We start from the raw sequence: 19,621 nt of genomic DNA on the forward strand, positions 1-19,621 counted from the left end.
AAACCCCGTCCGCTCAGCTGGCGTGGCGGCCCCAGGTGCGTTAGCCTGTCCGACGGTTCCTTCCTTTCTCCCCTCCACGCCCTCGGGGCGGCGGCCACGACACGGCAGCCGGGTTGAGGCATCGGGTCGGGGAGTCTGGGTAACCTAACGACCAGTCCAGCACTGGACGGACCGGTTGTGCGGCCCCCGCTCGTCCGATCGGACGCTGCATCACGCGCCAGGTGCAGTTGGGATCGGGTGAGGGGTGGAGTACCGCGACCGGGCGGGGGGTTGGACCCGGAAAAGGCCCGAACATCCAGTAGACAACGGTCTTCCGAGCTCGCCGCCGACGGGACGGAGCCGGTCCGAAGGGTGGCTCGGGCCTTTTCCGCGTCCCCCCATATGCTGACCGCGAGCACCTCTCACCAGCCAGCGGAAAGCGAGCACCCCACGTGGTTGCCGAGCACACCGAGCAGGGCAGCGCCCACGGCTCCGACAGACCCCCGCCGGAACCGGTGGGGCGGGAGCGGACGGCGAACCCGGCACGCTCCCTCGCCTCCGCCTTCGCGCCGGGACACCGCTGGGGACGCCACGACCTGCTGTGGCGGGTGCTCGCCGCGGTCGGCTCCGGTCTCGCCCAGCTCTTCGCGCTGCCGCCCCACGGCCTGTGGTGGCTGGGCCCGCTCAGCGCCGCGCTGCTCGCCCTCGCCGTCGCGGGGGCCCGGACGCGCCGCGCGGCCTGGCTCGGCGCCCTGTCCGGGGCCACGCTCATGGTGCCGTTGGTGCACTGGCAGGACATCTTCGGCGTCGACGTGTGGCTGCTCATCGCCGGAGCCGAGACCGTCTACTTCCTCCCCATGGCGATGGCCCTGGGCGTGGCCGTGCGCCTGCCCGGCTGGCCGCTGTGGACCGCGGCCCTGTGGGTGGCCCAGGAGGCCGTGCGCGCCCGCTGGCCGCTGGGCGGATTCCCCTGGGGCAAGCTCGCCTTCGCCCAGCCCGACACGCCCTTCGTCGGCTACGCCGCCCTCGGCTCCTCCGCCCTGGTGACCTTCGCGGTCGCCCTCACCGGCGGTCTGCTGCTGTGGAGCGCGCTGCGCCTGGCGGGCGCCCTCGGGGCCGGACCCGGTGATCGGGACGACCGAAACGATCGCGACGCCGCGCACGCGGCGGGCACGGGCCCGGGCCGCCCCGCGAACACGGGCGGTTCGCTGCGGACCGGCTGGGTCCCGGCCGCCATCGGACTGGCCGCCGCGGCGGCCGTCGTCGCCGGCGGCGCCCTGGCCCCCGCGATCGGCCGCCCCGACGTCTCGCACACCGTCACCGTCGGCATGGTCCAGGGCAACGTCCCCAACGTCGGACAGATGTCCATCGCGGGCGAGCGCATGCAGGTCCTCAACAACCACGCCGACGGGGTCCACGAGCTCGCCGACGCCGTCCGCGCGGGGGAGCACCCCCAGCCGGACATGGTGCTGCTGCCGGAGAACGCCAGCGACATCGACCCCTTCCGCGATCCCCGGGCGCGCGAGATCATCGACGCCGCCGCGGCCGACGCGGGCGTCCCCCTGCTGTGGGGCATGAGCCGCTTCAACGACGACGGCACCCGCTACGTCAGCAGCGTGGTCTGGGACCCCCGGACCGGGCCGGGCGAGATCTACGACAAGCGCTACCTCGTGCCGTTCGGCGAGTACGTGCCCTTCCGCGACTTCTTCACGCGGTTCGTGGCCCGCCTCCAGCAGGTCAGCTCCGACGCCGTCCCCGGCACCGAACCCGGCGCCCTGGACGTGGGCGGCACCACCCTGGCCGTGGGCATCTGCTTCGACGTGGCCTTCGACCTGCCGGTGCGCGAGTCCGTCGCCGCGGGCGGGCAGGTCATCGTGGTCCCCACCAACAACGCCAACTACAACTTCACCGGTCAGACCAACCAGCAGCTGGCCATCACCCAGCTGCGCGCCGTCGAGCACGGCCGCCCGGCGGTGGTCGTCTCCACCAGCGGCGTCAGCGCCGTGGTCAACCCCGACGGCAGCCTGGCCTACAGCTCGCCCGAGGCGGTGCCCGACATCCACGTGGCCGAGCTGGAGGCGATGGAGGGCACCACCGTCGCCACCCGCCTGGGCGCCGCGCCGGAGGCGCTCCTGAGCGCCCTGGGGCTGGGCGCGGTGGTCGTGGCGGTGCTCCTGGGGCGCCGTCGCCGCGCCTGAGGGGGCGGGCCCGCCCCGTGCCCGGGAGGCACGGGGCCGACGGCAGGGCCCTGTGCGGGCGCGTGCGGACGCGCGGAAGGGCGCGTCCGAGGGGCGTTCACGCGCACGCCCGGTCGGGAAGCACGCGTCCGGGGGAACCCTGGAGCCCGCGCGCGCGTTCTCTCCTGTAGGGGGAGCTCCCGCCGACGACCCGGAGGATGGTTACGCATGCCGCTGCTGACAGTGCTGGCGCTGATGGCGCTGCCCTTCCTGGAAGTGTGGCTGATGATCGTCGTCGGCGGCTGGATCGGCGTCCCGTGGACGCTGGCCGCGCTGGTCTCGCTGATGGTCCTGGGCGTGGCCGTGCTGCGCCGGGCCGGGACCAGGGCCTTCCGGGACGCTGACCAGGCCATGCGCTCGGGTGAGCAGCCGCGCGGGGGCCTGCTCGACCCGCTCATGCTCATGGCGGGCGGCATCCTGCTCGTGATCCCCGGGTTCATCACCGCCGTGCTCGGCCTGCTGATGGTCCTGCCCTTCACCCGGCCCGTCCTGCGCTGGGCCTTCGCCTCGTGGGCGCAGCGCCGCGTGCGCAGGATGCAGGAGCGGATGAACGAGGAGTCCGTCGTCCGCGGGTCCACCGCCCCCGGCGGCCCGGGGGCGGGTCCGGCCGCGGGTCCGTTCGGCCCCGGCCAGGACCCGTTCGGCCCCCGCGCCGACGAGGACGCCGCCCCGCGCGACCGCGGCCGCGTCATCCAGGGGCGGTTCGAACCCCGCGACGACGACAAGGACTGACGGCGTCCACCGCGCTGACCGCCCTCACGCGCTGACAGTGCTCACCGCGCCGACGGCCCCGCCCGCGCTCAGCGCGGGCGGGGCCGTCGACGGGCTGCGGGGAAGGCGCCGGTGTCAGCTCCGGCCGTGGAAGCGGGCCTGGAGCGCCCGCACCCGCGCGACCAGGGAGTCCACCGGCCCCTCCACCGTGATCGCGGGCACGATCTCGCCGATCGGCAGCGCCCGCACCGGCGCCGGGGGCGCGCCCCACTCCTTTAGCCACGAGGCGAGCTGCGCCGAGGAGGTCGCGTACACGATCCGGCCCAGCCCTGCCCAGCCGTGGGCGGCCGAGCACATGGGGCAGTGCTCCCCGGAGGTGTAGACGGTCGCCGCCGCCCGTTCTCCGGGGCTCATGCGGGTGGTCGACCACCGGGCGATGGCGAACTCCGGGTGCTGCGTCGGGTCGCCGCCGGCGACGCGGTTGCGGTCCTCGAAGAGCACCGTCCCGTCCACGGACGCCAGCACCGAGCCGAAGGGCTCGTCACCCGCCTCCAGGGACTCCTCGGCCAGAGCGACCGCGCGCCGCAGGCGGCGCATGTCGGTTTCGCTCAGCATGTCCTGCCCCTCTCCCTACCGCCCTCTGCCGGCCCCGGTCCCCGCGCCTCTCGGAGAACGGCTGTCACACCGGCTCCGGGGTGCGCTCCTCGGCCTCGCGCCCGTCTTCCCTCTCCGCCGCACGAGCCTCGGACCGGGCCATCATCCGGTCGTCCACCACCCGGATCACCGTGATCACCACGATCGCCACACCCGCCACGGCCAGACCGGTCAGCACCTTGGTCGGGTCGCTCACGTCCAGGTCGAAGAACCACTGGCCCAGCGGTGTCACCATCGCCAGCGTCAGCAGACCCACCATGGAGCCCACCATCAGCACCTTCCACCACACGTACGGCTTGGCCACCAGCAGCAGCACCCACAGCGTCGTCGCGCACAGCGTGATGACCACCGCCGTCCGGTCGGCCGGGTCGGGCACAGTCCGACCGCCCAGCACCAGCAGGTAGGTCGTCACCGCGGCGAAGCCCGCCACCATGCCCGAGGGGATCGCAAGCCGCAGCGTCCGCATCACGAACCCCGGCCGGGCGATGTCGGTGTTGGGCGCCAGCGCCAGGAAGAACGACGGGATGCCGAACGTCACCGCGTTGATGAGCGTGGCGTGGCGCGGGAAGAAGGGGTAGGCCACCGCCAGCAGGCCCACGATGATCGCCAGCGTCATCGTGTACACGGTCTTGGTCAGGAACAGGTTGGCCACCCGCTCGATGTTGCCGATGACCCGGCGGCCCTCGGCCACCACGCGCGGCAGCACCGCGAACCGGTTGTCCAGCAGCACCAGCTGGGCCACCGACCGCGACGCCGGGCTCCCCGAGCCCATCGCCACGCCGATGTCGGCCTCCTTCAGCGCCAGCACGTCGTTGACGCCGTCACCGGTCATCGCCACCGTGTGCCCGCGGTCGCGCAGGCCCCTGACCAGATCGCGCTTGCGCTCGGGCGTCACCCGGCCGAAGGCCGAGCGCTCCTCCACCTCGCGGGCCAGCTCGTCGCGGTCCTCCGACAGCGCCCGCGCGTCCACCGGCTGGTCCGCGCCCGGCAGCCCCAGCTCGCGGCCCACCGCGCCCACCGACGCAGCGTGGTCACCCGAGACGATCTTGACGTCCACGCCCTGGTCCCCGAAGTAGTCCAGGGTCGGACCGGCGTCCTCGCGCAGCCTCTGGTCCAGCACCACCAGGGCCACCGGCAGCACGGCCCCGGGCGCCTCGTCGGAGTCCACCCGCGCCGACGCGCGCGCCAGCAGCAGCACGCGGCGGCCCTGCGCGCCCAGCCGGGCCGCCTCGGCGGCCGCCGGGTCCTGCGCGGAGGCCAGCACGTCGGCCGCGCCCAGCACCCAGTGCTCCTCGCCGCCGGGGGTGAGGAAGCTGGCCCCGCTCCACTTGCGGGCGGACGAGAACGGCGCCAGCGCCGTGACCGTCCAGTCGGGCGCGGCCTGGCCCGCGGCCTCGCATCCGCGCGCGATCGCCGCCATGCTCGCGTTGTGGTCGGGGTCGCCGGCCGCCAGCGCCGCCAGCACGAGCGACGGGGACGCCTCCCCGCCGTGCCCGCCCAGGTCGCGGATTGCGGCCAGCTTCATGCCCGCCTCGGTCAGCGTGCCCGTCTTGTCGGTGCACACCACGTCCACGCGGGCCAGGCCCTCGATCGCGGGCAGCTCCTGCACCAGGCACTTGTGCCGCCCCAGCCGGATCACCCCGACCGCGAACGCGATGCTGGTGAGCAGGACCAGGCCCTCGGGGATCATCGACACCAGGGCCGCGACCATGCTGCGCAGGGCGTCCGCCAGCGGGCCGGAGATCTGGCCGCCCGAGGTCGACTCCTCCAGGCCCACGTGCCCGCCCAGTACCAGCTGGCTGTAGATCAGCAGGGCGCCGATCGGGAACAGCGCGTAGGTGATCCAGGTCAGGATGCGGTTGATGCCCGACCGCAGCTCCGAGTGCACCAGCGAGAAGCGGCTCGCCTCCTCGGCCAGCCGCGCCGCGTAGGCGTGCCGCCCCACCTTGGTGGCCCGGAACCGGCCGGTGCCCGCGACCACGAAGCTGCCCGACATCACGGTGTCCCCGGGCCGCTTGACCACCGGGTCGGCCTCGCCGGTCAGCAGCGATTCGTCGACCTCCAGCCCCCCGGCCCAGGTGACGGTGCCGTCGACCACGATCTGGTCGCCCACGCCCACTTCCAGGACCTCGTCCAGGACGATCTCCTGCGTGGCCACGTGCACGGTGGCGCCGTCGCGCACCACCCGCGGCCGGGCGGCGTTGACGATGGCGAGCTTGTCCAGGGTGCGCTTGGCCCGCAGCTCCTGGACGATGCCGATCAGCGTGTTGAAGAGGATGACCATCGCGAACAGGCCGTCCTGCACCGGGCCGATCACGGCGATGATCGAGAACAGCACCGCGACCATGGCGTTGATCCGGGTGAACACGTTGCCGCGGATGATCTGGCCGACCGTGCGGCTCGCGCGCACCGGCACGTCGTTGGTCCGCCCCGCCGAGACCCGCTCGGCGACCTGCCGTCCGGTCAGCCCCGTCTCGGGAGGAGGGCCCGCCGGGCCCCTGGGGCCTGCGGGAACGGGCTCGGCGGAGGCTCCGGCGGGAGCTTCGGGGGCGCCGCCGCCCGCCTGCGGTCCGGGGACGGCGGAAACCGCGTCCCGCGGCCTGTCCGCGGTGCTGTCCGCACCGTCGTCGGTCCGGTCGGGTTGCTCGGGCACGCACTACTCCTGTGTGGTCCGGGAAACTAGACGGGCGGGAAGGCGCCTCGGACGCGGCATCCGCCCCGCACACGCGAAGGGGGAGGGAGACTACAGACTAGAAGACTCCCGGACCGGGAACAGGCACACCGTCCCCCGGTCCCGGGTGGTGCCCGCACCACCCCGGGCCCGCGCGGACTACTGCCGAGGGCCCCTCCGGGTACGGTTGCGTCTACCTCCTGTCCACATCCCCGTTCCGCCCGCGCCGCCGCGGGGACCGCACCACACCGGGGACCCACAGCAAAGGTCACAAGGTCGTCATGTGCACTGTCGTCGTCGGCTTCGACCCCGGCGCGGACACGCCCCTGGTTATCGCCGCGCTCCGGGACGAGATGTCCTCCCGGCCCTGGGACGGGCCCGCCCGGCACTGGCCCGACCGGCCCGACCTCGTCGGCGGCCGGGACCGCCTCGCGGGCGGCACCTGGCTGGCGGTGGACCCGTCGGGCCCGCGCACGGCGGCCCTGCTCAACGGCTGGCCCTGGGACGGGCGCATGCCCTGGGAGGGCACCTACCCGGCCAGCCGGGGCGAACTGCCGCTGCGCGCCCTCGCCCACGCGGGCCGCAACCCGGGCCGCGACCCGCTGCACGGCGACGACCCCACCCTCTACGCGCCCTTCCACCTGCTGGACGCCGACGCCCGCCGGGCCGGGCTGCACAGCTGGGACGGCCGGTGCCTGGACACCCGTCCGCTGCCGGTCGGCGTGAGCATGGTGGTCAACACCGGGCTGAACCCGGACGACCCGCGCGCCGCCCGCCACACTCCCGAGTTCGCGCGTACCCGGCCCGACCCGGCCGACCTGTCCCGCGCCAAGGGGGTGGAGGAGATCTGGGGGGAGTGGCCGCGCCTGGTCAACGAGGCCGCCGATTCCGCGCCCCGTTCGGCGGGCCCCGACGAGTCCGGCGACCCGACCGGCCTGGTCGCCCGCGCCGACCTCGGCGGGGGCAGGACGTGGGAGACCGGGTCGGTGACCCTGCTGGCCATGGACCGCGAGACCGTGCGCTACGCCTTCACCGACGCCCCGGCCGATCCAGGGGCGTGGCGGATGATCGACACCTCGGCCCCCCGGTTCTGAGACGCGGGGGGCCGAAGGCGCCGCCGACCGCCCGAGGAGTGGCGGACGGCGGGGCGCCGTCCGCCGGAGGGGGTCGGCGGGCGGCACGGGTGAGGGGTCAGCCGTTCAGGCTCCAGCGCTGGACGGCGCTGCCGTCGCAGTCGGCGATCACCATCCGGGTGCCGTCGCTCTGCGCCCGGCCCTGGGGTTGCAGGCAGCGCCCCGACTGCGGGTTGCGCAGGGCCTGCGTCCCGCTGTCGTGGGTCCACCGCTGCGCGCCGGTCCCGTTGCAGGTCCACAGCTGTACCGGGGTGCCCGCGGCGGTGGCGCCGCCCGCCACGTCCAGGCACTTGTTGAACGCCCGGAACGTGCCGTCGGAGCCCTCGGTCCACTGCTGGGCCTGGTTGCCGTTGCAGTGCGCCAGCTGGATCGGGGTCCCGTCGCCCGTCTGGGCCCCGGCCACGTCGAGGCAGATGCCGTTGGAGGCGGTGACCGTGCCGGTGCCGCCGCCGGGGCTGCCGCCGTCCGAGTAGATCCGGACGTAGTCCACGAGCATCTGCTGGGGGAACTGGGTGGTGCCGTCGGGGTAGCCGGGCCAGTTACCGCCCACGGCGATGTTGAGGATCATGAAGAAGGGCTGGTCGTAGACCCAGGGGTTTCCGCGCGTGTCGGCGGGGGTGTAGGTCTGGTAGGCGTTGCCGTCCACCGACCAGGTGATGGAGCCGGGGCGCCAGTCGATGGCGAAGGTGTGGAAGGTGTCGGCGAAGGACCAGCCCTGCGGGTGCATGTAGGACCCGGTCAGGGGGTTGCCCCCGGAGTAGCCGGGCCCGTGGAGGGTGCCGTGGACCAGGTGGGGTTCGCGGCCGATGTTCTCCATGATGTCGATCTCGCCGGAGTTGGGCCACGGGGTCTGGGGGAAGTCGGCGCCGAGCATCCAGAAGGCGGGCCAGATGCCCTGGCCGCGGGGGATCTTGATGCGGGCCTCGATGCGGCCGTAGGCGTGTTCGACCTTGTTCTGTGTGGTCATGCGGGCGGAGGTGTAGCCGCCGCCCGCTTCCCTGCGCGCGGTGATGACGAGGTTGCCCTGGCCGTCGAGGGCGGAGTTGGCGCGGCTGTTGGTGTAGTTCTGGAGTTCGTTGTTGCCCCAGCCGTGGGCGCCGGTCTCGTGGTTCCAGTTGGCGGGGTTGGGGGCGCTTCCGGCGGCGCCGTTGAACTCGTCGGACCACACCAGGGCCGCCGCACGGGCGGCTTCGGCGGAGGCCGGGGCCGTCGTGTCCTCGGGGACGGGGGCGGCCGAGGCGGCCCCGACCGGGATCACGAGCGCGGCGGCGGTGAGGAAGGACAGTGCTGCGGAGGCGAGGGACCTGCGGGGCCGGTACGCGATGCGCATGGGCTACTCCGGGGGGAAGCCCCGCCGCGGCGGGGCGGTGACGGGCGGAGTCGGTCCCGGGCACGGAGGGCGTGCGCGGGACCAGGTGGGCGACTGCTCGCAGTCGCCGTGTTACGCAACGAATCTAATTGGTAAGTTACTGTACGTTTAGTTTTCCTTCAGCACAAGGGGTGTGAACAAGGGAAGGGCGACGGAACGGGGGACGCGGTCGGGCCCTGGTCCCGAAGACGGACACGTGTGGCTTTGATGTGCCAACTCTGTGCATTCCGGACGGAGCAACGGGTAGGGGACAGGAACGCTGTGGAACGCTCCCTTCCCGTTCCCCGTTGACCTGGGGTGGAGCGAAAGGATTCCGGAACCGCGCTGGAGGCGGTTCAGGGGATCGTGTTCACGGTGAACCCGGGGCGCGGAGGCAGCGTCACACCGTGACCCTGGGTACCCCACAACCGCCGACCCACCCCCGAAGGACCGCCCATGAGCGCCATGCCCGTCCGTGACCAGGCCGCCCCCTCCCACCACGCCCTCAGCCCGCGACGGGAGCGCCGCGACGTGTCCCGCGCCCGGTGGCGGCTCCGGGCGGTCCACGCCGACATCGCCGAGTTCGGCCCCGCCGGGGACCCCGAGCTGGCGCGCACGGCCGAGGCGCTGGACCTGCTCGAACTCGCGGACGCGGCCCGGCCCTGACCCCGGGCGGACGTCCGGGGCCGACCCCGCCTGCTCCGGCCCCGCCCGCTGCGACCCCACCTGCTCCGGTCCGGCCACTCGGCCCTGACCAGGGCGGGCGTGCGTCACCGGTGCGCATAACCACCGTCACACCCCCGGGTCGCGACGGCGTGTCAACCCCGAGAGTGACCACGGCGTCTCAGAGAGAGACGGCACACGCCGTCAGGCTCGCGTGAGGACACGCGTTCACGGCAGGGGGCACGATGGAGGGCCGTAACGGCAACCTGGTGGAGAGCGGAGCGTACTGGCTCCTCTACGTCGTCTCGGTCAGCGGCGCACTGCTGCACTGGCGCCTGGGCAACGAGGGGATGGCCGCGCTGTGCGCCGCCGTGGCGGTGTTCGGCGCCCTGCTCATCAGCCGCAGGTACCACGACCTCGCCGCGTGAGCCCCGGATCCGGACCGTGCGCACTCTCCGCCGCACCGGTCGCACCCGGCTTATTCCCACCTCTCCTGGGGTGATCATCACGCGCGGTGCCCACCCTCCCGCGCACGCGTGTCGCACGCGCGTCCGGATAGGCTGCGCGGTATGCGTTCATGGTCTGCGCCTGACATCGTCCCCCTGCCGGGTACCGGCGGTCCCCTTCGTGTCCACGACACCGCCACCGGCCGGATAAGGACGACGACGCCGGGCCCCCGGGCCGGGATGTACGCCTGCGGCATCACCCCCTACGACGCAGCCCACCTGGGCCACGCCTTCACCTACCTCACCTTCGACCTGGTCAACCGGGTCTGGCGCGACGCGGGCCACGACGTCAACTACGTGCAGAACACCACCGACATCGACGACCCGCTCCTGGAGCGCGCGGAGGCCACCGGCGTCGACTGGCGCGACCTCGCCCACCGCGAGATCGACGTCTTCCGCGAGGACATGGCCGCCCTGCGGATCATCCCCCCGACCTCCTACGTCGGCGTGGTGGAGTCCGTCGACCTCATCAGCGACCTCGCCGCCCGCATCCGCGACACCGGCGCCGCCTACGAGCTGGACGGGGACCTGTACTTCTCCGCCGCCGAGGCGCCCGAGTTCGGCGAGATCAGCCACCTGGACCGCGGGCAGATGCTGGAGCTGTTCGGCGAACGCGGCGGCGACCCCCGGCGCACCGGCAAGAAGGACCCGCTCGACTGGCTGCTCTGGCGCACCGAGCGCCCCGGCGAGCCCGCCTGGGACAGCCCCCTGGGCCGCGGGCGCCCCGGCTGGCACATCGAGTGCAGCGCCATCGCCCTGGACCGGCTCGGCCCCGCCTTCGACCTCAACGGCGGCGGCAGCGACCTGATCTTCCCCCACCACGAGATGGGCGCGGCCGAGACCCGATGTGCCACGGGCGGACCCAACGCCCACAACCACCTGCACGTGGGCATGGTCGGCCTCGACGGCGAGAAGATGTCCAAGTCCCTGGGCAACCTGGTCTTCGTCTCCAAGCTGCGCCAGCAGGGCGTGGACCCGGCCGTCATCCGCCTGGCCATGCTCGCCCACCACTACCGCGCCCCGTGGGAGTGGACCGACGCCGAACTCCCCGCCGCCACCGCCCGCGCCGAGCGCTGGCGCGCCGCCCTGGCCCTGGGTGCGGCGCCCGACGCCGCCCCGGTGCTCGCCGCCGTGCGCGCGGCCCTGGCCGAGGACCTGGACTCCCCGGCGGCCCTGGCCGCGGTGGACGCCTGGGCCGACACCGCCCTCACCGAGGGCGGCGCCGACACCGGCGCGCCGACCCTGGTGCGCGCGACCGCGGACACCCTGCTGGGCGTGCGCCTGTAACCGCGGGCCGCCTGGCGCCGCCGGACTCGACCGGCGACACCGAAGGCCTTCGATGTCGCCGGTCCGCTGCCCTAGGGAGCGGAGGGATCGGAGTGGCGCTCACCGGCGGCCCCCGCGGGGGACAACCGGACGACCGGGATGTCGTTCCCGATGTCCGCGCCCCTCCGCTCGAACCACTCCTCGCTGTCGTCCACCTCGTACCCCAGCGCGCGCAGCAGCGCCACGGCTGCGGCGGGGTGCTGCTCGGCGTAGTTCACCAGCGCCTCACCGGACTCCTGCGGCGACAGGACGGTGGCGGTGCCCCGGTGGCGCCGGTTGCCCAGCTGGAACAGCACCCGCGGCTCGCGCTCGACGTTGCGGAACCACTGCGACCGCCTTCCGTACCCGGAGGCCACCAGCACGGTCCCCGCGGCGTCGTCGCCGCCGATGACCTCCAGCACCGCCTGGCGGGCCTCTCCCGTGGCCCGCCCCCTGTGGGTGAGCAGTACGAACCGGCGGCCCATCAGGCCGCCCAACCCGGTGCGGTAGATCCAGATGGGGGCGCGGAACAGCGCCCGGCGCAGGGGTGTGGTGGGCGGCTCGGCGAACGACATGGTGTGGCCTTCCTCGGGGGGCGGCGGGGGCCCGAGTATAGCCAGACCGTTCCCAGGGCTCCCCGGCGGCACACCCGCGGACCGTCGGTGGGCGCTGCCACAATCCGGGACATGCAGACAGGACCGGACGTACTCCACAGCACCGACTGGACCCGTACCTTCCACGCCCACGGCTCCGGCGCCGACGCCCCCGGGCACCTCGCGGACCTGCTCACCGGCGACGCGCGTGAGCGCGGGCGCGCGCTGGACCACCTCCGCAGTGCGCTCCTGCACCAGGGCACGGTCTACCCGGCCACCGTCCCCGCCGCCCTGTTCGTCGCCGGGATCCTGGACCGCACCGAACTCGACGGCCCGGCCCGGGACCCGCTCCCCGAGGCGTCGGGCGAGTACCGGGGCTCCCCGCGCCGCGTCCTGCTGGGCTTCCTGGCCGCCGCGGCCGAGGGCGCGCTGTACCAGACGCCCTCCGGCCCCGTGGCCGAACCGCCAGCCGGGGCCGCGCTGGACCGGGTGTACGCCGCGCTGGCCTCCGACGACGAGGAGGAGGCGGTCGGGGTGTGGGAGACCCCCGCCGTGGACGCGCTCATGCGGAGGGTGGGTCCGGACATGCGCGCCGCCGCGCCCGTGCTGTACGCGGCGGTCGAACCCCACCTGACCGCCCCCGACGCGCACACGCGCATGTGCGCGGTGGAGGCCGCCGCGGCCCTGGCCCGGCTCGGCGGGCTGGAGCCGGACCTGTCCGGGGCCGCCGACATGGCCGAGACCCGCGACGAGGGCGCGGTCATCGTCCTGGCCCTGGGCGCCTGCGGCGCCGACACCACCGAGTTCCTCACCCACGCCGACCCGGCCATCCGCGCCTGCGCCGCGCTGGCGCCCGGCCAGCGCGCCAACCCCGCGGCCGCCGCCGAGCTGGCCGCCGCGCTCGCGGACCCGGAGGCCGCCGACGCCTGGTTCACCAGGCGTCCCGCCCACTTCTCCGGCCACGTGCGTTTCGCCCTGGTCCGCGAACTCGCCGAGCGCTCCACCGCCGAGGACGCCGCGCGCCTGCTCCCGGTGCTGCGCGCGCTGGCCCCGCTGGCCTCGCCCCTCACCGCGGCGTCCGACGCCGGACCGCTGCTGGACCTGGCCTTCCGGGCGGCCGACCCGGGCCGCGGCGCGACCACCGACGCGCACGGGGACGGCGGCACGACCGCTCACGAGGGAGCCCAAGCGGGTCGCGCCGCGCCGCGCGTCCCCGCCGGACTGACCGCCGTCCAGCGCGACTACCTGCGGGTCCTGGCCGACCACGACGGCTTCTGGGACGGCCGGTTCGCCAACTTCCCGGTCGTGCTCGCCCGGCTGGGGCTGCCCCGCGAGCGCCACGGGCTCCGCGCGCTGCTCGCGGCCTGAACCGGTCGGGCGCGGAGCCCCGCGGTGAGCGGACCGGGAAGTGCCGTTTCCGTTTCGTCCGCACATGTCGTTTTATGCACGTTCGCGGTGACCACCTGTGGCCACGGGCTCGCGGAAACGCCGGTATCCGGGGCCCGGCCGTGGTGGGATAGCCCCCATGACGACCCCCACGCGGCACAGCGCGGCCGCCGAACTCATCGCGGACTTCGTCTCCACCGGTGCCGGGCTCGCCGACCGGGCCGACCTCGCGCGGTTCCTGCGCGAGCACCGCCTGGCCACCGAGGGAGCCATCCCCATCACCCTCGCCGACCTCGACGAGGCCATCGCCCTGCGCGACGGCATCCGGGCGGTCCTGGAACGGCGGGCCGAACCCGACCACGAGGCCATCGCCCGGGGCCAGAAGGTCCTGGACGGCCTCCGCGTCACCGTGCGCCTCCAGGCCTCACGCGAGGCCCCCGTGCCGCTGGCCCCCGCGGTCGTGGACGAGGTCCGCCGCGGGCTGGCCCGCATCGCCGGGGCCTGGGCCGTGGTGCTGTCCACGGGGGAGTGGCGCCACATGCGGGTCTGAGGGGACCGCTTCACACGCCAGAACCCGGCCCCGGGCCGCGTGGGTCGGCCCGCGGCACGGGAGACCCCCGTTCCGCCTCGCACCGGCCGGGGCCTCGGACGCGGCGTCCGGCGCGGGCCCGGGGCGCGCCCGGGGCCGCCGCGGGGCCTCAGCCCTCGTCGTGGCGGCGCAGGTAGCGCTCGAACTCCCGGGCGATCGCGTCGCCGGAGGCCTCCGGCAGGTCGGCGGTGTCCTTGGCCTCCTCCAGGCCGCGCACGTAGGCCGCGATGTCCTCGTCCTCGGCGGTGAGCTCGTTGACGTTGGACTCCCACGCCACCGCGTCCTCGGGCAGGTCGCCCAGCGGCACCCGCGCGCCCAGGAAGTCCTCCACCCACGCCAGCAGCGCCAGGGAGGCCTTCGGGCACGGCGGCTGGGCGACGTAGTGGGGGATGGCCGCCCACAGCGACGCGGTCTCGATCCCCACCGCGCTGAACGCCTCGTGCACCACGCCCACGATCCCGGTCGGGCCCGAGTAGGTGGTCGCCTCCAGCCCCAGCCCCGCGCCCAGCTCCACGGGCGAGGCCATCCCGGTCACCGGGATCGGCCGCGTGTGCGGGGCGTCCGCCAGCAGCGAACCCAGCATCACCATCCGGGTGACGCCCAGCTCCCGCGCCACGGCCAGCAGGTCGGCGGCGTAGGAGCGCCACCGCATGTTCGGCTCGGGACCCGTCACCAGCACCACGTCGCGCTCCGACCCCGGCGGCGTCGCCACGCGGACCCGGGTCGTGGGCCACTCGACCTCACCGACCACACCGTCCACGATCGACATGCGCGGCCGGGTCACCTGGAAGTCGTAGTAGTCGTCCGGTGCCAGCGCGCACAGCTCGTAGGCGTCCCACTCCCTCGACAGGTGCTCCACGGCCAGGCTGGCCGCCTCACCGGCGTCGTTCCATCCCTCGAACGCCGCCACCATCACGGGATCAACAAGCTCCCGGACGAGCTTGGTCATGTGGCTCCTCCCTGCACGCGGACGAAGTCCACCCTACGGCGTGCCGACCCGCCCGGGGAACCGTTCGGGGCGCTCGGCCGAGGGGCTCGGGCCGCCGCACCGCGGGATGTCCGTCTCATCTAGTGGAACAGGCGATGGGATAACCTCACAGACAGCGACTGACAAGGACACCGCCGTCCCCGGACGACCGACCCGCCCCGCACCGCGGGTCCGCCCAGTGCCACGCGTCACGGGGACACCGACTGGGCCGCCGCGGTGCTCCGACGTAGAGTTGCCAGATATGAGAGCCAGCCCCACCTTCCGCGAAACCCTGTCCCGCCGTGTGGTCGTGGCGGACGGAGCGATGGGCACCATGCTCCAGGCGCACGATCTCGACCTCGACCAGTTCGAGGGGCACGAGGGATGCAACGACATCCTCAACCTCACCCGTCCCGACATCGTCCGCGACACCCATGCCGCCTTTCTTGCCGTGGGTTCGGACGCCATCGAGACGAACACGTTCTCGGCCAACCTCGGCGGGCTCGCCGAGTACGGCATCGAGGACCGCACCTACGAGATCGCCCAAGCCGGAGCGCAGGTGGCCCGCGAGGCCGCCGACGCCTACTCCACCCCCGACCAGCCCCGCTACGTCCTCGGGTCCGTGGGCCCGGGAAACCGGCTGCCCACCCTGGGCCACGCGCCCTACGCCCAACTGCGCGACTACTACGAGCAGTGCGCGCGCGGCCTGATCGACGGCGGATCCGACGCCATCCTCATCGAGACCTGCCAGGACCTGCTCCAGGTCAAGGCCGCCGTGGTGGCCGCCCAGCGCGCCCGCCGCGCCGCGGGCAGGGACGTGCCGATCATCGCCCAGGTCAGCATCGAGACCAACGGCACCATGCTGCTCGGCTCCGAGATCGGCGCCGCGCTGACCTCCCTGGAGCCGCTGGGCGTCGACGTCATCGGCCTCAACTGCTCCACCGGCCCCGCCGAGATGAGCGAGCACCTGCGCTACCTGTCGCACCACTCGCCCATCCCCGTCTCCTGCATGCCCAACGCGGGCCTGCCCCAACTCGGCCCCAACGGCGCGGTATACAACCTCTCGCCCGCCGAGCTGGCCGACGCCCACGACTCCTTCACCTCCGAGTTCGGCCTGAGTCTGGCCGGCGGCTGCTGCGGCACCACCCCCGAGCACCTGCGCCACGTGGTGGAGCGCGTCCAGGGGCGCGGCATCAAGAACCGCAAGCCCCTGGTGGAGGCCTCCTCCTCCTCGCTGTACCAGAGCGTGCCCTTCCGCCAGGACGCCAGCTACCTGGCCGTGGGCGAGCGCACCAACGCCAACGGCTCCAAGAAGTTCCGCGAGGCCATGCTGGAGGGCCGCTGGGACGACTGCGTGGAGATCGCGCGCGACCAGATCCGCGACGGCGCCCACCTGCTCGACCTCAACATCGACTACGTGGGCCGCGACGGGGTCAGCGACATGCGCGAGCTGGCCTCGCGCCTGGCCACCTCCTCCACGCTGCCGATCATGCTCGACTCCACCGAGCCGCCGGTCCTGGAGGCGGGCCTGGAGGCCCTCGGCGGCAGGAGCGTGGTCAACTCCGTCAACTACGAGGACGGCGACGGCCCCGACTCCCGCTTCACCCGCATCATGGGGCTGGTCAAGGAGCACGGCGCCGCCGTCGTGGGCCTGTGCATCGACGAGGAGGGCCAGGCCCGCACCGCCGAGTGGAAGGTGCGCGTCGCCACCCGCCTCATCGAGCAGATCACCGGCGAGTGGGGGCTGAACACCGGCGACATCGTCATCGACTGCCTCACCTTCCCCATCACCACCGGGCAGGAGGAGACCCGCCGGGACGGCCTGGAGACGATCAACGCCATCCGCGAGCTCAAGCGGCTCTACCCGGACGTGCAGACCACCCTGGGCCTGTCCAACCTGTCCTTCGGCCTCAACCCGGCCGCCCGCATCGTGCTGAACTCGGTGTTCCTGCACGAGGCGGTCCAGGCGGGGCTGGACTCGGCGATCGTGCACGCCTCCAAGATCGTGCCGATCAACCAGATCCCCGAGGACCAGCGCGAGGTCGCCCTCGACATGGTCTACGACCGGCGCGAGGGAGACTACGACCCCCTCTCGCGGTTCATGGAGATGTTCGAGGGCGTGGACGCCAAGTCCATGAAGGCCTCCCGCGCCGAGGAGCTGGCCGCCCTGCCGCTGTGGGAGCGCCTGGAGCGGCGCATCATCGACGGCGAGATGGCCGGGATCGAGGCCGACCTCGACGAGGCGCTGGAGTCCAAGCCCGCCCTGGCCATCGTCAACGACACCCTGCTCTCGGGCATGAAGACCGTCGGCGAGCTGTTCGGCTCCGGCCAGATGCAGCTTCCCTTCGTCCTCAAGTCCGCCGAGGTCATGAAGGGCGCCGTCGCCTACCTCGAACCCCACATGGAGAAGAGCGACGACGACGGCAAGGGCCGCATCGTCCTGGCCACCGTCAAGGGCGACGTCCACGACATCGGCAAGAACCTCGTGGACATCATCCTGTCCAACAACGGCTACGACGTGGTCAACATCGGCATCAAGCAGCCGGTGTCGGCGATCCTGGAGGCCGCAGAGGAGCAGCGCGCCGACGTGATCGGCATGTCCGGCCTGCTGGTCAAGTCCACGGTCATCATGAAGGAGAACCTGGAGGAGATGAACTCCAGGGGCCTGTCCGAGCGCTTCCCGGTCCTGCTGGGCGGCGCCGCGCTCACCCGCTCCTACGTGGAGCAGGACCTGGCCGAGGTCTTCGACGGCCACGTGCGCTACGCCAAGGACGCCTTCGAGGGCCTGCGCCTGATGGACGCGTTCATGGCGGTCAAGCGCGGTGAGGAGGGCGCCGAGCTGCCCGCCCTGCGCCAGCGCCGGGTCAGGACGGGGGCCAAGCTCAAGGTGACCGAGCCCGAGGAGGTGCCCGCCCGCAGCGACGTCTCGACCACCAACCCGGTGCCCAAGCCGCCCTTCCTGGGCGACCGGATCAGCAAGGGCATCCCGCTGGCCGACTACGCGGCCTTCCTCGACGAGCGGGCCACCTTCATGGGCCAGTGGGGGCTCAAGGCCGCCCGCGGCGGCGAGGGCCCCAGCTACGAGGAGCTGGTGGAGACCGAGGGGCGGCCCCGGATGCGGATGTGGCTGGACCGCATCCAGACCGACGGCCTGCTGGAGGCGGCCGTGGTGCACGGTCACTTCCCCTGCTACAGCGAGGGCGACGACCTGGTGGTGCTGGACGAGGAGGGCGCCGAGCGCACCCGCTTCACCTTCCCGCGCCAGCGCCGGGACCGCCACCTGTGCCTGGCCGACTTCTTCCGGCCCAAGGAGTCGGGGGAACTGGACGTGGTGTCCTTCCAGGTGGTGACCGTGGGCCCGGCGATCAGCCGCGCCACCGCCGAGCTGTTCGCCAAGAACGCCTACCGCGACTACCTGGAGCTGCACGGGTTGTCGGTGCAGCTGACCGAGGCCCTGGCCGAGTACTGGCACACCCGGGTGCGCGCGGAGCTGGGCTTCGCCGGTGAGGACCCGGCCGAGCTGGACGCGTTCTTCAAGCTCGGCTACCGGGGGGCCCGCTTCTCCCTGGGCTACGGGGCCTGCCCCAACTTGGAGGACCGCGCCAAGATCATGCGCCTGCTGGAGCCCGAGCGGGTGGGCGTGACCCTGTCGGAGGAGTTCCAGCTGGTGCCCGAGCAGGCGACCGACGCGATCGTGGTCCACCACCCGGAGGCGACCTACTTCAACGTCTGACCGGCTCGTCCGGTGCGGACCGCCCGGGGCGCGGCCCCGTCCCCCGACCGGGGGACGGGGCCGCGCGCGTGTGCGGGAGGCGCGCGGTGCCCCGCCCCCGGGCCGCGCGTGCGCGGGCCGGAGTGTGGGGCAGCTCTCCACCCGCCGGCGTCCGAGTGTTCGTAGTGTGGAAAGGACGCCGACAGGTCCTCTTCACGGCGCGGGCGCCCAGCGTCCCGCACGATGATGACGCACAACCCGGGTGTCCCGTGGGCCAGCGGGCAACCCATGACACACGAGGGGAGAGCGTGGTGCCGCCCGGTCCGGAAGGCGCCACCGAACGTATGAGCGAGCAGAGCACGCTGAGTCCCGAAGCCTCCGACACCCAGACCCCCCAGGCCCGACGCCTCCAGGCCGTACTCCTGGACATGGACGGCACCCTCATCGAGAGCGAGCACCTGTGGGGTGAGGCCGAGGCCGACCTGGTCGCCGAACTGGGCGGTGTGTGGACCGAGGAGGACCACCAGCGCAACGTCGGCAACGCCGCCGAGCCCGTGGGCCGCTACATCATCGACCTGACCGGCGCGCACCACCTCACCCCGCGCGAGGTCGCCGACCGCCTGTACGCGAGGTTCCGCGCCAGGCTCGCCGGAGGCGCCGACCTGCGCCCGGGCGCCAAGGAGCTGGTCACCCTGCTCTCGGAGTCCGGGGTCCCGGTGGTCCTGGTGACCTCCACCGAGAGGACGCTGGTGCAGGCGGCGATCGGCGGGATCGGCCTGGACAACTTCGACGACTCGGTGGCCGGGGACGAGGTCGAGGCGAACAAGCCCCACCCCGACCCGTACCTGAGGGCCGCCCGGCGGCTCGGCGTGGACCCCGCGCGCTGCGTGGCCTTCGAGGACTCGGTGGTCGGCGTGACCTCGGCGGCCGACGCCGGATGCGTCACGGTCGCGGTGCCCAACCACGTGCACATCCCGCCGCGCGAGGGCGTGGTGTTCCGCGACAGCCTGGTGGGCGTGGACCTGGACTGGCTGGAGTCCCTGGTCGCCGACCGCTGAACCCGGGTCCGCCGGTTTCCCCGCTCCCATCTGCCCCGACGCTCCCTTCCGTGCCCCGGCCGCCCGTCCGGGGTACGGGGGTAGCGTTGGCGGACAGGAACCCCGACTC

15 protein-coding genes and 1 pseudogene are annotated in these 19,621 nt (G+C 73.6%); 10 read left to right on the forward strand and 6 right to left on the reverse strand.

Going from position 1 to position 19,621, the window contains the following annotated elements; translation table 11 throughout:
• Nucleotides 1–431 precede the first annotated feature (431 nt).
• Together lnt and AC0VX6_RS11420 are read left to right on the forward strand one after the other, a co-directional pair.
• Nucleotides 432–2,177, forward strand: a complete 1,746-nt coding sequence (gene lnt, locus AC0VX6_RS11415) for an apolipoprotein N-acyltransferase (protein ID WP_475468525.1) — start codon at nt 432–434, stop codon at nt 2,175–2,177.
• Between the two features lie 207 nt (nt 2,178–2,384).
• A complete protein-coding gene (locus tag AC0VX6_RS11420) occupies nt 2,385–2,948 on the forward strand; it encodes an FxsA family protein (RefSeq protein WP_475468527.1) in 564 nt (187 codons plus the stop codon).
• Nucleotides 2,949–3,062: 114 nt separating this feature from the next.
• On the opposite strand, the gene AC0VX6_RS11425 is transcribed toward AC0VX6_RS11420, so the two are convergent.
• Complete coding sequence (locus tag AC0VX6_RS11425) at nt 3,063–3,542, reverse strand: nucleoside deaminase (protein ID WP_475468528.1); 480 nt, start codon at nt 3,540–3,542, stop codon at nt 3,063–3,065.
• A gap of 64 nt (nt 3,543–3,606) precedes the next feature.
• The gene (locus AC0VX6_RS11430) at nt 3,607–6,234 is read right to left on the reverse strand and encodes an HAD-IC family P-type ATPase (RefSeq protein WP_475468529.1); all 2,628 of its coding nucleotides are present in this window, start codon (nt 6,232–6,234) and stop codon (nt 3,607–3,609) included.
• A 299-nt stretch (nt 6,235–6,533) separates the two neighbouring features.
• On the opposite strand from AC0VX6_RS11430, the gene AC0VX6_RS11435 reads away from it, so the two are divergent.
• Entirely contained in the window at nt 6,534–7,346 is an 813-nt protein-coding gene (locus AC0VX6_RS11435) for an NRDE family protein (protein ID WP_274977500.1), read from the forward strand.
• Between the two features lie 97 nt (nt 7,347–7,443).
• On the opposite strand, the gene AC0VX6_RS11440 is transcribed toward AC0VX6_RS11435, so the two are convergent.
• Both AC0VX6_RS11440 and AC0VX6_RS11445 read right to left on the reverse strand, forming a co-directional pair.
• Entirely contained in the window at nt 7,444–7,875 is a 432-nt protein-coding gene (locus AC0VX6_RS11440; protein WP_368045835.1) for a ricin-type beta-trefoil lectin domain protein, read from the reverse strand.
• A pseudogene (locus tag AC0VX6_RS11445) lies at nt 7,849–8,715 on the reverse strand (glycoside hydrolase family 16 protein); the annotation flags it as partial. The gene AC0VX6_RS11440 and the pseudogene AC0VX6_RS11445, both read right to left, overlap by 27 nt.
• Nucleotides 8,716–9,189: 474 nt before the next feature.
• Here AC0VX6_RS11445 and AC0VX6_RS11450 point away from each other — a divergent pair.
• From AC0VX6_RS11450 to mshC, 3 genes are all read left to right on the forward strand, one after another.
• Entirely contained in the window at nt 9,190–9,399 is a 210-nt protein-coding gene (locus tag AC0VX6_RS11450; protein ID WP_475468531.1) for a hypothetical protein, read from the forward strand.
• 242 nt (nt 9,400–9,641) lie between these two features.
• Complete coding sequence (locus AC0VX6_RS11455) at nt 9,642–9,824, forward strand: hypothetical protein (RefSeq protein ID WP_274977502.1); 183 nt, start codon at nt 9,642–9,644, stop codon at nt 9,822–9,824.
• Between the two features lie 141 nt (nt 9,825–9,965).
• Nucleotides 9,966–11,189 (forward strand): cysteine--1-D-myo-inosityl 2-amino-2-deoxy-alpha-D-glucopyranoside ligase, encoded by a 1,224-nt coding sequence (gene mshC, locus AC0VX6_RS11460; protein WP_274977503.1) that lies wholly within the window; start codon nt 9,966–9,968, stop codon nt 11,187–11,189.
• A gap of 71 nt (nt 11,190–11,260) precedes the next feature.
• On the opposite strand, the gene AC0VX6_RS11465 is transcribed toward mshC, so the two are convergent.
• Complete coding sequence (locus AC0VX6_RS11465; RefSeq protein WP_475468533.1) at nt 11,261–11,782, reverse strand: nitroreductase family deazaflavin-dependent oxidoreductase; 522 nt, start codon at nt 11,780–11,782, stop codon at nt 11,261–11,263.
• A gap of 111 nt (nt 11,783–11,893) precedes the next feature.
• On the opposite strand from AC0VX6_RS11465, the gene AC0VX6_RS11470 reads away from it, so the two are divergent.
• Together AC0VX6_RS11470 and AC0VX6_RS11475 are read left to right on the forward strand one after the other, a co-directional pair.
• The gene (locus tag AC0VX6_RS11470) at nt 11,894–13,168 is read left to right on the forward strand and encodes a hypothetical protein (protein WP_475468535.1); all 1,275 of its coding nucleotides are present in this window, start codon (nt 11,894–11,896) and stop codon (nt 13,166–13,168) included.
• A gap of 157 nt (nt 13,169–13,325) precedes the next feature.
• Nucleotides 13,326–13,736, forward strand: coding sequence for an ABATE domain-containing protein (locus AC0VX6_RS11475; RefSeq protein ID WP_212640309.1), 411 nt, complete (start codon nt 13,326–13,328; stop codon nt 13,734–13,736).
• A gap of 148 nt (nt 13,737–13,884) precedes the next feature.
• Here the strand turns inward: AC0VX6_RS11475 and AC0VX6_RS11480 are convergent, their stop codons facing one another.
• Nucleotides 13,885–14,724, reverse strand: a complete 840-nt coding sequence (locus AC0VX6_RS11480) for a PAC2 family protein (protein WP_248770001.1) — start codon at nt 14,722–14,724, stop codon at nt 13,885–13,887.
• A 280-nt stretch (nt 14,725–15,004) separates the two neighbouring features.
• Here AC0VX6_RS11480 and metH point away from each other — a divergent pair, with 280 nt between their 5' ends.
• Entirely contained in the window at nt 15,005–18,475 is a 3,471-nt protein-coding gene (metH, locus tag AC0VX6_RS11485; protein WP_475468537.1) for a methionine synthase, read from the forward strand.
• A 323-nt stretch (nt 18,476–18,798) separates the two neighbouring features.
• Nucleotides 18,799–19,512: an HAD family hydrolase gene (locus tag AC0VX6_RS11490; RefSeq protein WP_274977507.1), complete on the forward strand. Its 714-nt coding sequence runs from the start codon at nt 18,799–18,801 to the stop codon at nt 19,510–19,512.
• The last annotated feature ends 109 nt before the right edge of the window (nt 19,513–19,621 follow it).

It is taken from the genome of Nocardiopsis sp. iso_25 (assembly GCF_056173305.1).

Bases quoted from the DNA above. Each gene is read 5' to 3' on its own strand.
- mshC (WP_274977503.1), top strand. From the start codon at position 9,966: ATGCGTTCATGGTCTGCGCCTGACATCGTCCCCCTGCCGGGTACCGGC.
- AC0VX6_RS11465 (WP_475468533.1), bottom strand. From the start codon at position 11,782: ATGTCGTTCGCCGAGCCGCCCACCACACCCCTGCGCCGGGCGCTGTTC.
- AC0VX6_RS11425 (WP_475468528.1), bottom strand. From the start codon at position 3,542: ATGCTGAGCGAAACCGACATGCGCCGCCTGCGGCGCGCGGTCGCTCTG.
- AC0VX6_RS11480 (WP_248770001.1), bottom strand. From the start codon at position 14,724: ATGACCAAGCTCGTCCGGGAGCTTGTTGATCCCGTGATGGTGGCGGCG.
- AC0VX6_RS11475 (WP_212640309.1), top strand. From the start codon at position 13,326: ATGACGACCCCCACGCGGCACAGCGCGGCCGCCGAACTCATCGCGGAC.
- AC0VX6_RS11470 (WP_475468535.1), top strand. From the start codon at position 11,894: ATGCAGACAGGACCGGACGTACTCCACAGCACCGACTGGACCCGTACC.
- metH (WP_475468537.1), top strand. From the start codon at position 15,005: ATGAGAGCCAGCCCCACCTTCCGCGAAACCCTGTCCCGCCGTGTGGTC.
- AC0VX6_RS11450 (WP_475468531.1), top strand. From the start codon at position 9,190: ATGAGCGCCATGCCCGTCCGTGACCAGGCCGCCCCCTCCCACCACGCC.
- AC0VX6_RS11435 (WP_274977500.1), top strand. From the start codon at position 6,534: ATGTGCACTGTCGTCGTCGGCTTCGACCCCGGCGCGGACACGCCCCTG.
- AC0VX6_RS11490 (WP_274977507.1), top strand. From the start codon at position 18,799: ATGAGCGAGCAGAGCACGCTGAGTCCCGAAGCCTCCGACACCCAGACC.
- AC0VX6_RS11420 (WP_475468527.1), top strand. From the start codon at position 2,385: ATGCCGCTGCTGACAGTGCTGGCGCTGATGGCGCTGCCCTTCCTGGAA.
- AC0VX6_RS11455 (WP_274977502.1), top strand. From the start codon at position 9,642: ATGGAGGGCCGTAACGGCAACCTGGTGGAGAGCGGAGCGTACTGGCTC.